The organism is Rossellomorea aquimaris (assembly GCF_001877785.1).
Classification (GTDB): Bacteria; Bacillota; Bacilli; order Bacillales; family Bacillaceae_B; genus Rossellomorea; species Rossellomorea aquimaris_A.
Genome location: NZ_MINN01000085.1, coordinates 1 through 15,003 on the forward strand (window position 1 = coordinate 1; position 15,003 = coordinate 15,003).

Genomic DNA, 15,003 nt, shown 5'->3' on the forward strand with positions numbered 1-15,003 from the left:
TTTACGCGCATAGACGCCGAGAGAAATGGGAGGGTCCACCACCATGTCGCTTGTGGAGATCCAAAGGTGCGATCATATTTTAGTACCTATTATTGGAAATACCCCTTTCCGGTCTATTAACGTGCCACGCGTGTTTCCAGATATATTTAAATTTGGGTGTATCTGTTTGACCATGCCGTGTCTCTTATATTGAACACTTAAGAAATCCGGAGAAAAACAAAGATATTCTAAGTAACCTGCCATTATCGTGAGGGAGGCTCACCAACCGCCGGAAAGCGAAGTTTTGCATGGAAATCGATAGCGGCGATGTGTGGAATAAAAAAAGTTGAGAAGTCAAAAAGAGCTTCTCTATTTAAGGTTGCCTAAAAACCAAACTAATATCAGTTGGGATGAGTATCTTGACAGTTTCGTTCATATCAGGAGGCTCACGGGCTACCCGCGGAAAGCAAAGTCTTGCGAGGAAATCAACTGCGGTGGTAAAACCACTTTTATGAAGAAAGAATTGAGAACACCCGGGATTTGTCATATACTTTAGTGGGAAGAAAGAAAGCAGGTGTAAGAATGCGAACGATCTATGACATCCAGCAGTTTTTGAAAAGCTATGGAACCATCATCTATACCGGACACCGTCTTTCAGACCTGCAGCTCATGGAAGACGAACTGAAGGAGCTTTACAAATCCCAGCTGATTGAAATGAGGGAGTTCCAGACAGCTCTATTGATATTGAGGCAGGAAATTGCAATGGAAAAAGAAAAACAAGAAAAATAAGGGTGATTAGATGACAGAACAATGGCTGGTCGGAGTCGATTTGGGCGGCACGACGACAAAAATAGCGTTTCTAAGTAAATACGGTGAGTTGTTACATAAATGGGAGATCCCTACGGATAAATCCGAAAACGGAAAAAACATCATCGTCAACATAGCTAAGGCAATAGACCGGAAACTTGAAGAACTCGGACAGAGTAAGGCAAAGCTGGTCGGGATCGGCATGGGTGCACCCGGGCCGGTCGATATGGCAAAAGGCATCATATATGAAGCAGTCAACCTCGGATGGGATACAAATACCCCGCTGAAAGATCTGCTGGAAGTAGAAACAGGTCTCCCCGCTGTCATTGACAACGATGCGAATTGTGCTGCACTGGGAGAAATGTGGAAAGGTGCCGGAGACGGTGCAAAGGATCTTGTCTGTGTCACACTAGGTACAGGTGTAGGCGGAGGCGTCATCACCAATGGCGATATTGTGCATGGAGTGAAGGGTGCCGGCGGCGAGATCGGACATATAACAGTCGTCCCCGAAGGCGGATTTCAGTGCAATTGCGGAAAGACAGGGTGTCTTGAAACGGTTGCTTCCGCAACTGGAGTTGTCCGGCTGGCAAATGAAAAGCTGGATTCAACTTCAAATCAGTCCGTATTGAGGGAGATCCGCAATGAAAAAGGTGAGGTCAGTGCCAAAGATGTATTTGATGCAGCCAGAAGTAATGATGAATTGGCTGTAAGCGTTGTCGGACAGCTTGCTTTCTATCTTGGTCTCGCACTCGCGAATTTAGGGAACGTTTTGAACCCCGAGAAGATCGTGATCGGAGGAGGAGTTTCACAGGCAGGGGATATATTATTGGAGCCGGTAGTAAGCTTCTTTGAAAAATTTTCTTTTCCAACGGTCAGGACATCGACCGGCTTAAGCATCGCAACATTGGGCAATGACGCAGGTGTGATAGGGGCGGCATGGCTGGTAAAAAATAAGATCTAATTAGTGCTGATAAATGGGTCTCCATTATGGGGGCTCTTTTTTATGGGGAAATGCTACTGATATGTCATTCGGCAGAGGACTCATGACCTGGGAATCACTTATTGATTCTAAGTGTTTTCCGGGACCATCGGTTCATTTTCAAGAAAGTTTTACAATATGAAACTTTTAGCTGTTTTAAACGTCTAATAGTAAGGGTAGGAGAATAAGGTGTAAAATACTATTTTACACGTCTTGTATGATATTGAGTTTGACGTTTTGTTAAAAAAGTATTAAGATAACACATGGTTCTAATTTAAAAATTACTTATTTTTCCAGTTAAATTATTACATTTTATGTTACATACGAACGGACACGTAAGTAGCAAGGAGGTTACGAAATGAAGTTAAATAAGATTCCAAAGGCACCATTAGTCATTATTGCAGCGCTGCTCCTTTGGATAAAAACGTATATTGTCTATAAAACTAGTTTTGATATAAAAATAGAGAACACGATCCAGGAAATCATCCTCTTCATGAATCCGTTAGGGTTCTTACTGTTCATATTCGGAATCGGACTTTTAATGAAAAAAGATAAATCCCGCACCCGCTATATGATCATCACAAGTTTCCTATTGTCTTTCATCCTCTATGGGAATGTAGTCTTCTATCGATTCTTCGATGACTTCCTGACGCTCCCTGTTTTATTCCAGACAAGCAACTTCTCCGATTTAGGGGGCAGCGCCAGTGCCATCATGAGTTGGAAAGATGTGTTTTACTTCCTTGATGTCTTCGTCCTGATCGCGTTAATCAAGTTTTTACCTTCATGGTTTTCACTTGAAAATTACAGCCGGGCAAGCAGGAGAGCTTATTTCCTCGTTGCGACAGCGCTAGTATTTTTTAATCTTGGACTGGCTGAATCAGAAAGGCCGCAGCTTCTCACGAGAACGTTCGACCGTGAAATGCTGGTAAAGAACATCGGGACATACAACTACCATATTTATGATATTTTCCTCCAATCGAAATCATCCGCCCAAAGAGCATTGGCGGACGGCAGCGAGCTCGCGGATATTGATAATTACGTAAGAGCAAATTACATTGAGCCGGATAAAGAGATGACCGGCATCGCAAAAGACAAAAATCTGATCATCGTGTCTATGGAATCACTCCAGAATTTTGTCATCAACAGTAAAGTGAACGGCGAAGAAGTCACTCCTTTCTTAAATGATTTCATCGGAGAAAGTTACTACTTTGATAACTTCTATCATCAAACGCAGCAGGGGAAGACGTCGGATTCCGAGTTCATCTTGGATAATTCCCTTTACCCGCTTAACCGGGGTGCAGTATTCTTCACCCATTCAGGCAACGAGTTCGACTCCATGACTGAAAAGCTCGATGCAAATGGATATTACACAACGGCGATGCACGCCAATAATAAGAGCTTCTGGAACCGAGATATCATGTATGATTCTCTTGGTTATGAGCGCTTCTATTCTTTACCTGATTATGAAGTGACCGAAGATAATTCCGTTAACTGGGGAATGAAGGATATCCCGTTCTTTGAACAATCAGTGCAGCATATGAAAGAAATGCCAAAGCCATTCAGTACAAAAATGATTACACTGACGAACCATTACCCATTCACACTGGATGAAGAAGATAAGTTAATCGAGCCGTATACGTCTAAGGACGGCACTGTAAACCGTTATTTCCAGACAGTGCGTTATATGGATGAGGCATTGAAGAACTTCATCAACGACCTGAAAGAATCAGGATTGTATGAGAATTCCGTCATCGTCATGTACGGGGATCACTACGGGATCTCAGAAAATCATAATACGGCAATGAGTCAGTATCTCGGGAAAGAGGTCACTCCGTTTGTAAGTACTCAACTGCAGAGAGTCCCGCTCATTATCCATGTTCCTGGCCAAGAAGGTAAGACGATATCCAAAGTCTCAGGACAAATCGACCTGAAACCGACAATCTTGAACCTGTTGGGCATCGACACGAAAAAAGATATCCAATTCGGAGGCGATATCTTCTCTGACCAGCATGAAGATTTCACCATCCTGAGAGACGGACGATTCATTACCAAGGATTATGTTTATGCAGGAGAAAAATGCTGGGATAAGGAAACAGAAGAAAAAACCGACATGAAATTCTGTAAACCGTATCAAGAGCGTGTCACGGAAGAACTGGACTATTCCGATAAGGTCATTTATGGAGACCTGCTCCGCTTTTATGAAGAAACAGAATATAGGGATGAAGAACAATAATTGATTGAAGAGCTTGCGAATAAGATTCGCAAGCTCTTTTTTTGTCATGAAATAATGAGCCAATCATATGAGTAAGTAAGGATGAATAGCAGGGAGGTCTCATAATGAAAATCAATGTTAGGAGCGGGGATACATTCTGGTACTACAGTCAGTTGTATTATATACCGGCAGGATTGATCATCGATTCAAATCCATCTCTTGATCCGAACGGCTTGATAATCGGGTCAGAAGTGGAAATCCCGGGGTTCATCAAAGAGAGTTATACAGTTAAACAGGGAGACACATTCTGGAAGCTTGCTGAACAGCGGAATATACATGTTGATGGTCTATTGCTCTTGAATGGCAATATGAATCCCGGTGCATTGAAAATCGGTTCGACCATCTTTTTGCCTTCAAGAGTGACGGCACCGGTTGTCAATGGAAGACAGGGGTACAGTTCTGATATTTTACAAAGGGATTTAACCAGATTGAAAGAAATATATCCATTCATTAAATTGAGTTCGATCGGCGAGAGTGTATTGGGGAAATCGCTTTACGAAATAAAAATAGGAGACGGTTCGAAAAAGGTACACATGAACGCATCTTTTCATGCAAATGAATGGATCACAACGTCGATTTTGATGACGTTCCTTAATGATTTTCTGCTCTCCCTCACGAATATGAACCCGATAAGGGGAATTCAAGCCATGCCTGTCTATAGAGGAGTGACGCTCTCACTCGTCCCAATGGTGAACCCCGATGGAGTGGACCTGGTCTTGAAGGGGCCGCCTGCACCGATGAAGGATCAGTTGTTGAAGTTAAATAAGGGAAGCACTGATTTCACCGGCTGGAAAGCGAATATTCGCGGAATCGATCTCAATAAACAATTCCCTGCAAGATGGGAGTTTGAAAAAGAAAGGATAGAAGTAAAGTCTCCGGGCCCCCGGGATTTCCCAGGTGATAAGCCCCTTTCAGAACCTGAGACGATTGCGATGGCAGGGCTTGCGCAGGAAGAAGTATTCGACCGGATGCTTGCTATACACACGCAGGGCAAGGAGTTTTACTGGGGATATGAAGGGCTGGAACCTTCAGAAGCTGAGAGGCTCGCCGGAGATTTCGAACGGGTCAGCGGGTACAGGTCTGTAAGATACATTGACAGTTATGCGGGTTATAAAGACTGGTATATAAAGGAATTTAAAAAAACAGCTTTTACTTTGGAGCTTGGCAAGGGGATAAATCCCCTCCCGCTATCACAGTTTGACGAGATTTACAGAGATTCATTGGGAATCTTTCTTGCTGCAGTCTATAGATGGTACTAACCTAATGCCCGGCGGTTGGGAAAATAGTCATTTTTACCTGTTGGTATATAAAAAACATAGTAGATTTTTAAGTGAAAGAGGAGTAAAATGAATCATCAGCTTTATTATTGTGAAACTGTACCTATATGAAGACCAACATGAATTGAATAAACAGATGATGACCTTTGTCGATGCTGGATGGAGCAGAACCAATTGGTCATCATTTTTTAAATTTTTGTAATGTTTTTATCATATTATTGAAACATTTTCGTTAGTGAAACGTACTAATCCATATAGGCTGATTATCGGAGAATGGGAAAAGGGGGAGTGTCTGTAATGAAAAAATTGGTTTTTAAATTACTTTTGATTATTCTGTTTTTGCTTACGGGCTGTCAATCCAAAATCGCTGATACTCCCCAATCAGATGAACAGAAACCTGAAAAACAGGAACAGTTGAAAGTGAATGGAAACAGTATTCCATCCGAGACATTTATAGAAAACATCAATTGGTTATCCAATCGTGAAATATTGACGGTCAGCGATGAAAATGGAGAAGCTTCCTTTTATATCACAGACATCTTTAAGGGGGACAGTGAAAAGATTTATGAAATACCTTCTTCCTATGTCCATTCCATGGTTTCTCCCGATAAAAGCAGAATCCTCATCCATTCAGCATCTGCCACCTACTCAGCGATGATCACGATCATTGACCTCAATGGAAAAGAGATTTACAGGGGTGAAATTCCGTCTTCAGAATTATCATACGTATGGAATGCGTTCAATAAAGACAAACTTCTGATAACAAGCTTTGCAGAGGACTGGAGTTTTGAAGTATTTGAACTGGACTTGAATTCCCCTGAACTAAGATTACTGGACATTGAAGAGCCCTTTTTGAAATGGAATTCGGAAGTATCGGTCCTTTATCAGGACTGGAACAGTGAGGAAATAAGTATTTCTGCTCCTCTTGTGAGTCAAAATATTCTGGACGGCAAAAAAGAAACGATTGATATGAAGAGCATCCATTTTGAACGCTTCCCCCGCTTCCTCCTTTCTGTACATGCCAATGGGGAAAAGGAGGATGAGTTCATATATCAATTCATCAATGAAAACGGTGGGATCCTCTCTGAGTTCCAGTCGGCTTTGCTGAGCCGTTATTCTGATTGGTTCATTCCTTTCTATGATATGATAGATGATAAGGATGAGCTGATTACGTTTAAAGCAAATGAGGCAGGTTCTCTCGATACATACACCGGTACATTTTCTTTGAAAAGATGGGATGTGATGGGCGGGAGCGAAGAAACACTGATGCCAGATCTTGCTGCTGAACCAATCCAATGCTCTCCAAACGGGTCTCATTGTTTGTATGGCAATCAACTTGAAAAAATCATTGATATCGATGATGCGTCCATCGTCGAATTAGTAAAAGAGGAAGGGTAGATAGCATGGCAATCGTAGACGTAACGGTTATTCCAATAGGGACAGAGACACCAAGTGTGAGTTCGTATGTGGCTGATCTTCAGAAAATCCTGACGAAACACGAAGATGAAGGAAATATCCGGTATCAGCTTACTCCGATGAACACAATCATAGAAGGGGAACTCTCCACCCTGCTCGGAGTGATACAGGAAATTCACGAAGCGCCGTTCCAAAAAGGAATCCAGCGTGTGGCCACCAATATCAGGATCGATGACAGAAGAGATAAAAAGGGGACTATGGAAGGCAAGCTTGCTTCCGTGAAGGCACATATGGAGAAATGATTCCGTGCCATTTAGGACAAAAATAAAAAACCCTCCTTGATGGAGGGTTTTTTACTTGGATTTTAGTGGCCACCCGGGTATCCGGAGTGAAGGACAGTCATAATCGTAAACCAGCCAAAAACACCTAATGTTGCCAATGAAAACACGATTCCAAGACCATTCTTGTTTTTGAATGTGCTTACTACTGCAAATAAAGCTAATAGTGTAACCAATGCTGTAATAATTACAAGACCCATTTATATGACCCCTTTCATTGAAAATAAGTTTCTTAACACCGCTTACAAAAAACAAATAATTGTATGTACATAAATGCACTCATTAACATTTTATATTTTTTTCCTCTGTTTGTCGAGGTCTAAAAGTTTGACACTTCTATGGCACCGGGATGTTTATCTCCTTACACATCATCTGCTACAATATTGGTATCCCCGAAAGGGAAAAGGAGGTAAAAAAATGAAATGGAAACAAATTCCTTTAGGCCCGCTGCAGACAAACTGTTATGTCCTTTGGAACGATGAGAACAAATGTTTAATTGTCGATCCGGGTGCAGAAGGTGAGAAACTGGTAAGCTGGCTGAATGAAAATAACCTTAAGCCCCTTGCAATTTTATTGACACATGCCCATTTTGATCATATTGGAGCAGTCGATACAATCAGAGGTACATATGATATACCGGTTTACATTGATGAGAAAGAGTCGGACTGGCTGGCCGATCCAGGTCTGAATGGCTCAGGATTATTTGGGATGGGGCAGATTCAAGCTGGGCCCGCCGACAGAATAATCACTTCTGAAAATACTCTTACCATTGATGATTTTACCCTCCGCGTCTTTAAGACACCCGGACACTCCCCTGGAAGTCTTTCATATTATGTACAAAGTGAAGGAATAGTATTTGCGGGAGATACACTTTTTATGGGAAGTATCGGCCGGAGTGACCTGCCAGGGGGCAGCCATCAAGAGCTCCTGTCAAGCATCCATGATCATCTGCTCACTCTCCCGGAAGAAACAGAAGTCCTTCCCGGTCACGGTCCCGCGACTTCGGTGGGGAATGAAATGGACGGCAATCCTTTCCTGAATGGATTTTAAGAGAAAAAAATTCCCTTTAGCATTAATGCTAAAGGGAATTTTTTTAGTGTCCTCCTGCACCCGGAGTCATCATAAAGGTCGTCCAGTAAGTAAACCCAGCGAAGAACACAGTCAGATAGGCACCGAAAATATAAATATACATACGTTCGGAAAGTTTTAAGTAGCTTAACATAATGAAGAATCCTGTTTGGCCTAAAAAGATTAATGATGTCGTTGTCATATCGCCAAGATAAAACATTACAGCAAAAATTCCAGTCCAGAATCCAAGAACTCTGTACATACGATCCATATGTAACCCTCCTTTGCACCCTAAGTCCATCATTCAATATTATAAATGAATATTACTCCAAAAGTAAATATCTGTTTGATGATAGTTTGTGACGATTACGTGATTTCTACTCTCATAACATGAAAACGGATTCCGAAACCGCCTTCAGCCGGAGAATAGCAAGGTTTTGAAGCGTTTGAAAAAAATTCATAAATTACCGAGTGTAAATACTGTACAAAAGTTGTACAAAAAGTATACAATGTATTTAACTAATAAGGTAACTTGCTTATTTATACAATTAGAGGAGGAATTCAAATGGAAAACTTAACGTTCTTTACTTATCCAAGCTGCACCTCTTGTAGAAAAGCAAAAAAATGGCTCAATGCAAATTCAATAGATTTCGATGAGCGTCATCTTTTCAGGGATACACCGACCCGTGATGAATTAGTCCACTTACTTTCATTGACCACCGAAGGCCTTGATGAAATCCTGGCCACCCGAAGCCAGACATTCAAACAGCTCGGGACGGATGTGAATGACCTGCCGCTTTCCAAAGTAATCGACCTGATCATTCAAGAACCGAAACTCCTGCGCCGCCCGCTTCTGACCGACGGTAAGAAGCTAGTCGTCGGATACAATCCGGACGGCCTTAAGAGCTTTTCCGGGAAAAAGAGCAGTTTGAAGAAGAGCAGTTAGAGAGAAATAGAAGAGGCAGCCATCTTTTTGGGGATGGCCGCCTTTTGGATTTAGCGGGGGAAGGGTAGGTATAGGAAGTGCCTTGCCGCCTCCACATGGCGATGTCGAGCTCCGGTGGCTAGGAGCTCGAGGTCATAAGCTAAACTTACCAAAAAGGCAAAGAATACCTTTCCGGTAAGTTTAGCTTATGCTTGTCGGTTGTCGCTCCTGAGCGAGCCGCCTCCGCTTTTCGAATGTCCAGCTCCGGCGGATAGGAGCTCGAGGTCATAAAAGACGAGAACCCCAAAAAGGCAAAGAGCGCCTTTCCGGGGTTCCTGTCTTATGCTTGTCGTCTCTTGGCGAGCAGCCTCCGCTTTTTGTACTGGGCTAGCTGGATTCGAACCAACGCATGTCGCAGTCAAAGTGCGATGCCTTACCGCTTGGCTATAGCCCAATGGGGTGTTACAAGAGATAGTATGAGAAGATTGGATGGAAAATATACAGTGTGATTAAAGTTTTTTTAGATAGATTATTTAATATGAGGCGGGATGAACGAAAAGAGTCTTTAATGTTGATTCTAAATAAGAATGATTCTTATAAGATCATAAAATTCAAATTAGGATCATATTTTTCAATTTAGGATCATATATTTTTAAATTGGCGCGTATTTTTTGTCGAATGGATCATAAATCCTGGATTAGGATCATAAACCCTCCGCAGTCAAGAATTTTGGCGCCACCCGCAGGTTCAATATCAATAAAAAACATAAATATTCATTAAAACGGGCACGGTTCCTTCGAAAATCACCTATATTTTGTTAAGTTTACTCCTGATTTCATTGAAATCAGGCAGATTACAGAGGCAAACCATATTTCAAAAGTGCACCCATAAAAAAATTTCCATTCCCCTTCAAAAAGATAAAGGATTTTGTAATCTTTTGTCGTATATATAAGTTATGGAAAAAGAAAGGTGGTGTAACGACAATCTATCAATCGATAGAAGCTCTTTCAGAAATCATGCTAAAAGATGCCATTACGAATGATGCATCCGATATTCACTTTATCCCCAGACTCAATGATTACCACATCCAGTTCCGCAAGACCGGGGTGCTCTCCCCTTTTCAATCGATTCCCCATGATCAAGGTGAAAGACTCATCGCCCATCTGAAATTCATGGCGCAGATGGATATCGGGGAAAAACGGAAACCTCAAAGCGGCTCCTTCAATATGACAATCAGAGACTCACCCGTTTCCCTCAGAATCTCTACTTTGCCGACCAATCACCTCAAAGAAAGCCTTGTCATCCGGATCCTTCCACAGGAGTACCAAGTCCCGCTCGAGAAAATGTCCCTTTATCCTTCCTCTGCAAAAAAACTTCTTGCCCTTCTCATGTATTCCCATGGACTTATCATTTTCACAGGCCCTACAGGCAGCGGGAAAACCACGACGTTATATTCGCTTGTCCATCATTGCTCCTCCGCTCTCAACCGGAATGTCATCACGTTAGAAGATCCCATTGAAAAGAATCACGAAGATATGGTTCAGATCCAAGTGAATGAAAAAGCGGGAATCACTTATTCCGCGGGATTGAAGGCCATATTGAGGCATGACCCCGACATTATCATGGTCGGCGAGATCCGGGACAGGGAAACGGCTGAGACTGCGATCAGGGCAGCGCTTACAGGTCACCCAGTAAATATAATAGAACTCAAACTGAATGTATTTTGTTAAAATATTTTGGGTTTAGTCTTTTCAGGAGGAGAGATATTCGTGTTGGACGGTTATAAAGTTTTTATGGAGAGGTTTAATATAACGAATAACGAGATGATTGATTTCGGAATCAACGAAACAATTTTCATACCTAAAGATACTGTACTTGATGAATGGAAGATGCTCAAAGAAAGAGTGGTAGCTGGAAATACAAAGATTTTTGTACGGGGATACGGTAGAGATGCGAAGGGCACTCAACTATACATGGATTTATACAGAGAACTTTTTGGTCATGATAACTTTATTAAGGATCCCACAAATAATGCAGAACCAACAAAGCTTTTAAAGGCCTTAACGGGTTACTCGAGGCAAGAAAAGCCAACCATTAAATATAAACAAATCAGGAATTATCAAGTTTCACATATCTTTGGAAGAACAAAGAATCCATTTTCATTTACTGCCCCCTGGAACATTGTATATATACCTAAAATCATGGATCCATTTACTGGCCATGAAAGTAAAGGGGAGCTTACAAACGCTTTTCAGAAGAAATTTCTAGAAAAGTTCTACTTATATTATCAGGATTACATAGAGGAATTCAATGAATTAATGTATGAGTTAAAACCAGAGTTAACCCGTTATCTATTAAAAAATGGGGATACATTTACAGACAAATTCAAAGAGGACGCAATTCAACAGTTTAGCCCCATAGTTATATAAGGCATTGACGAAGTAAAAGCTCAGATACGAAGCACCTGAGCTTTTATGGAATTATTTTATTAATAAAATTCAACTTCCTTAATTTCTACAGTCTCTGGAACTCTACCTGTCCCAACTTTATTTACTACAATATTATTCATAAACATCTGAAGCAGCGTTTTCTTTTCCAATGCCTCAAGTTGGTTCCAGTTAGATTTCATATCAAGAAGGATTCCATACAAATCTTCTGTATTCATTTTTTCTCCGCGAGGCTCTAATGAAGATAGCTGATTTTTAATATCATTCTCTTTTGTATTTTCCTCTTCGATCCGACTTGAAAAATCATCATCGCTAATCATTTCATTTACCCAGGCATATTGCCATTTCTTCCGACGGTTATCAATTTCTTTTAATTCTTTTTGAAGAGCCTTCTTTTGTTGTTCATTTGCATTATCTTCTTTTTCATCGCTAACATCTTCAATAATGTCTGGATTTATTTTGAAGGTGTTCAAGTAGTTCAGAAATTGCACTTCTAAATGATTTTCCCCAATGTTAGGCAGATCGCATTTCCCTAACCGTCTTTTTGTACAGTAATAACTTCTGGGCCGAGAAATATGATCCTTTTTAGTTTTACTCTTATAGTAACCATACCTTCCAGCCAGGGGAGAACCGCAGCGGGCACATTTTGCGATACCGGAGAAAATAAACTTGCTGGTTGCTGATCGGGGGTGAACGACTCTGCGACTTTCTTTGATTTTTTGTACATTCTCGAATGTCTCTTTTGAAATGATAGCTGGATGTGCGTCTTCAACCTCGAAATAATTCTCTTTATTTGTGCGATAGTTATACCGCATGGTACCAATATAAAGAGGGTTCGAAAGGATGTACTTAATCTTAAAGTCATTCCATATAGCACCGGATTTAGTGGTTATGTTAGATTTGTTGAAATCGATAGCAATATTCCTCATGGTCTTTCCACAGAGATAATCATCATAAATTCTTTTTACCAATAGAGCCTCATGCTTATTAATGACAAGCGTTTTGTTTTTTTTATCAATCTCATATCCAAAAGGCGCCTGGTTAATAACCCAGTTCCCTTCACGGGCTTTTTGTTCCATCCCCATACGAATACGCTCGCCAGTGTTCTCCCGTTCCCATTGAGCAAGTGCAGCCACAATGGTTATGAACATTCTTCCCATTGCTGTGGTTGTATCATAAACCTCCGTGGCGGACTTGAACTTGCAATCATACTTATCAAACGTTTCTAAGATGGTATATAGGTCTCTTACAGAACGTGTTAATCGGTCGAGACGATATACCAACACACAATCAATCAAACCTTCCTCTATATGCTTCATCATTCGCTTCAGATTTGGTCTGTTCGTGTCTTTAGCACTGTAGCCATCATCTACATAGAACTCGAATATCTCCCACCCCTGGGACACACAGTAGGCTTTCAGACGATCAGTTTGTGCTCTAATAGAATATCCTTCTGCTGCTTGTTCTGCTGTACTCACCCGGACGTATATTGCTGCCTTCACTTGATCACTTCCTTTTGTTTAACGATAAACACTAATACAGAACAAAAAAATAGTTTAATAGGTAATATTTCTAGTTGTTTGCAATCTTCTTTTTACCTGTTCTAACCTCATTTCACACAGTTCAGGCGAGACTTGAAACATTAGGGACATTTGATTAACTACGTCATGTTCTTGAAATGGGATGTATTTAAGCATGTGATGGGGGATAGCTGCATATTGAGTGAAATGCTGGGCATCCCATTCTTGGAGTTCTCTAAATGCAGTGGGCATCATACTTTGAATGCCAGCGTGTCTTAAGATATGACATAGTTCGTGAAAGAATATTTCTCTCTGCTTTTCCAGGGGCTCTCGTTCATCAATTACAATATCCCTATACCTGCCGAAGATATGAAAGCTACTGTTCATCGGTTTCTTTTTTAAGAAGATTTCAAAATAACGTGAAATAGTTTGTTCATTAATGAGGGATGGTTTGGTAATCCCCATTTTGTTATACATTGTTGAGACCCAATCTTCTAATTCAGTAGTGCGGTATTGTTCCTGGTACAATTTGCTCACCTCGGTAACATTATACAAACATATGTTCTGTTTAACAACAAAAAATATATTCGAATACGTTTAAACTTTTACTAAATCTAGTCAACAGTTAGTATAGATTAATCCATTTAGAATTCATTCTGGTAAGTAAAAATATAACTGAATAGGTAAATATATGTTAATATTGTATTGTTATTATTTATCTGAAATAAAGATAAAATTTTTATACCTTATGAGGAAAGGAAGTTTTAATCTGCCAAAATAGGAGGTTTTACATGACAATACTTGAAAAAGATCTTAAAATCTTATGGGGAAGAGCAGCTGGAAGATGTTCATATTGTAATGAGGATTTAACTAGAACATTTGAGCAGGGTTCCATTACTCTTGGAGAAATGGCACATGTGATTGCTAGAAGCCAGAATGGTCCTAGAGGAAGTGCTGAATTTTTAGCTGAAAATGAAAGAGATAAATATGAAAATCTAATATTATTATGTCCAACTCACCATAGGTTAATTGATAAGGCACCCCGTAACTTCGCTGTTGAAGATATACTGGAATGGAAAAGAAGGCATGAAGAAAAAGTGAATTTCTCGCTTTCCAATATTGAGGTACAGACTTTCTATGAATTATGTGAACGAGTTGCAATAATCTTACTGGAAAATTCTCAAATTCATAAGCAGTATGGTCCTGAATCATTGGTGGCGAATAGTAATCCTTTTTCTGATGTTTCAGATATATGGTCATTAAAAAAACTTACAAAAATCATTCCAAATAATAGAAAAATAATCAATATTATTGAAAAAAATATAGGTCTTTTAAAGTACACTCAAAAAAAGACTTTTTATTTATTCAAAGAACATGCGGAAGCATTTGAGTTAAATACTCAAAGCCGACTGGATAGAGAGGCTGTACCTCGTTTTCCAATAGAGTTTAAAAATATGATTGAGGAGTGTATGGATGAATAAGCCAAGACAAAACAGTATTAATTTTATTGAAGACCGATTATTATCTCATTCTAAAGTTGAAAGTATAGAAAAAATCCAGGATTACTATTACTTAATTAAAAGGAATTCTGGACTAAGAGATATTAGGTTAGTTTTATCTGATGACTATACTGTGGGAATTGCTGATTTGATTCAGATTAAAGAGACGTATCCAGATATGAATGCAATTTTGACGGTATCTAGTTGGAATGGTTATACCAAATCAGTAAAGATAGAGGCGAAAAAAGAAAATATAGGGGTTTTTGTACCTCGGGAATTGTTAGGGGCACTTAATCTTGATCAATATTGGAAGTACATTAAAATGGATGATGATGGAGAGCCTATTGATTTCGGAGGCCGAAGCGGCTAATGTACGTTTTTATTTGTTTGGTTCAGTATTAAATAATATGGAATATAATGATGTCGATATTCTTATACTTTATGATGGCTCGAATAGAAATAATATCATCCGAGTT

General features: G+C 40.2%; 15 protein-coding genes, 1 tRNA gene and 1 pseudogene. 12 read left to right on the forward strand and 5 right to left on the reverse strand.

Going from position 1 to position 15,003, the window contains the following annotated elements:
- Positions 1-561: 561 nt before the first annotated feature.
- The 6 genes from BHE18_RS09800 (at position 562) to BHE18_RS09825 (ending at position 7,032) form a co-directional block, all read left to right on the forward strand.
- Positions 562-768: a YqgQ family protein gene (locus BHE18_RS09800; protein ID WP_071618411.1), complete on the forward strand. Its 207-nt coding sequence runs from the start codon at positions 562-564 to the stop codon at positions 766-768.
- A gap of 10 nt (positions 769-778) precedes the next feature.
- Positions 779-1,747 carry an ROK family glucokinase gene (locus BHE18_RS09805; protein ID WP_071618412.1) on the forward strand — a complete coding sequence of 323 codons (969 nt, stop codon included), beginning with the start codon at positions 779-781 and terminating at the stop codon, positions 1,745-1,747.
- Positions 1,748-2,123: 376 nt separating this feature from the next.
- Positions 2,124-3,998, forward strand: a complete 1,875-nt coding sequence (locus BHE18_RS09810; protein WP_071618413.1) for an LTA synthase family protein — start codon at positions 2,124-2,126, stop codon at positions 3,996-3,998.
- A gap of 104 nt (positions 3,999-4,102) precedes the next feature.
- On the forward strand, positions 4,103-5,296 hold the full coding sequence (locus BHE18_RS09815; protein ID WP_071618414.1) for a M14 family metallopeptidase: 1,194 nt from the start codon (positions 4,103-4,105) through the stop codon (positions 5,294-5,296).
- Positions 5,297-5,611: 315 nt separating this feature from the next.
- The gene (locus BHE18_RS09820; RefSeq protein WP_071618415.1) at positions 5,612-6,712 is read left to right on the forward strand and encodes a hypothetical protein; all 1,101 of its coding nucleotides are present in this window, start codon (positions 5,612-5,614) and stop codon (positions 6,710-6,712) included.
- Between the two features lie 5 nt (positions 6,713-6,717).
- Complete coding sequence (locus BHE18_RS09825) at positions 6,718-7,032, forward strand: MTH1187 family thiamine-binding protein (RefSeq protein ID WP_071618416.1); 315 nt, start codon at positions 6,718-6,720, stop codon at positions 7,030-7,032.
- A gap of 62 nt (positions 7,033-7,094) precedes the next feature.
- On the opposite strand, the gene BHE18_RS09830 is transcribed toward BHE18_RS09825, so the two are convergent.
- Positions 7,095-7,268 (reverse strand): DUF2759 domain-containing protein, encoded by a 174-nt coding sequence (locus tag BHE18_RS09830; RefSeq protein ID WP_032087676.1) that lies wholly within the window; start codon positions 7,266-7,268, stop codon positions 7,095-7,097.
- 217 nt (positions 7,269-7,485) lie between these two features.
- On the opposite strand from BHE18_RS09830, the gene BHE18_RS09835 reads away from it, so the two are divergent.
- Positions 7,486-8,118 (forward strand): MBL fold metallo-hydrolase, encoded by a 633-nt coding sequence (locus BHE18_RS09835; protein ID WP_071618417.1) that lies wholly within the window; start codon positions 7,486-7,488, stop codon positions 8,116-8,118.
- Positions 8,119-8,161: 43 nt separating this feature from the next.
- Here the strand turns inward: BHE18_RS09835 and BHE18_RS09840 are convergent, their stop codons facing one another.
- Positions 8,162-8,407, reverse strand: a complete 246-nt coding sequence (locus BHE18_RS09840) for a DUF2626 domain-containing protein (protein ID WP_032087678.1) — start codon at positions 8,405-8,407, stop codon at positions 8,162-8,164.
- Between the two features lie 294 nt (positions 8,408-8,701).
- Here BHE18_RS09840 and BHE18_RS09845 point away from each other — a divergent pair, with 294 nt between their 5' ends.
- Positions 8,702-9,082 (forward strand): Spx/MgsR family RNA polymerase-binding regulatory protein, encoded by a 381-nt coding sequence (locus BHE18_RS09845; protein WP_071618418.1) that lies wholly within the window; start codon positions 8,702-8,704, stop codon positions 9,080-9,082.
- Positions 9,083-9,443: 361 nt separating this feature from the next.
- Here BHE18_RS09845 and BHE18_RS09850 read toward each other — a convergent pair.
- Positions 9,444-9,515, reverse strand: a tRNA-Gln gene (locus BHE18_RS09850).
- A gap of 529 nt (positions 9,516-10,044) precedes the next feature.
- On the opposite strand from BHE18_RS09850, the pseudogene comGA reads away from it, so the two are divergent.
- Positions 10,045-10,755, forward strand: a pseudogene (gene comGA, locus BHE18_RS09855) (competence type IV pilus ATPase ComGA); the annotation flags it as partial.
- A gap of 75 nt (positions 10,756-10,830) precedes the next feature.
- Positions 10,831-11,490, forward strand: a complete 660-nt coding sequence (locus BHE18_RS09860) for a hypothetical protein (protein WP_083573691.1) — start codon at positions 10,831-10,833, stop codon at positions 11,488-11,490.
- Positions 11,491-11,549: 59 nt separating this feature from the next.
- Here the strand turns inward: BHE18_RS09860 and BHE18_RS09865 are convergent, their stop codons facing one another.
- Both BHE18_RS09865 and BHE18_RS09870 read right to left on the reverse strand, forming a co-directional pair.
- Positions 11,550-13,010 carry a recombinase family protein gene (locus BHE18_RS09865; RefSeq protein ID WP_071618420.1) on the reverse strand — a complete coding sequence of 487 codons (1,461 nt, stop codon included), beginning with the start codon at positions 13,008-13,010 and terminating at the stop codon, positions 11,550-11,552.
- Between the two features lie 54 nt (positions 13,011-13,064).
- On the reverse strand, positions 13,065-13,556 hold the full coding sequence (locus tag BHE18_RS09870; RefSeq protein ID WP_235860295.1) for an ImmA/IrrE family metallo-endopeptidase: 492 nt from the start codon (positions 13,554-13,556) through the stop codon (positions 13,065-13,067).
- A 263-nt stretch (positions 13,557-13,819) separates the two neighbouring features.
- Here BHE18_RS09870 and BHE18_RS09875 point away from each other — a divergent pair, with 263 nt between their 5' ends.
- Positions 13,820-14,509: an HNH endonuclease gene (locus BHE18_RS09875; RefSeq protein ID WP_071618421.1), complete on the forward strand. Its 690-nt coding sequence runs from the start codon at positions 13,820-13,822 to the stop codon at positions 14,507-14,509.
- Complete coding sequence (locus BHE18_RS09880) at positions 14,502-14,897, forward strand: hypothetical protein (protein WP_071618422.1); 396 nt, start codon at positions 14,502-14,504, stop codon at positions 14,895-14,897. The genes BHE18_RS09875 and BHE18_RS09880 overlap by 8 nt, the downstream gene beginning before the upstream one ends.
- Positions 14,898-15,003 lie beyond the last annotated feature (106 nt).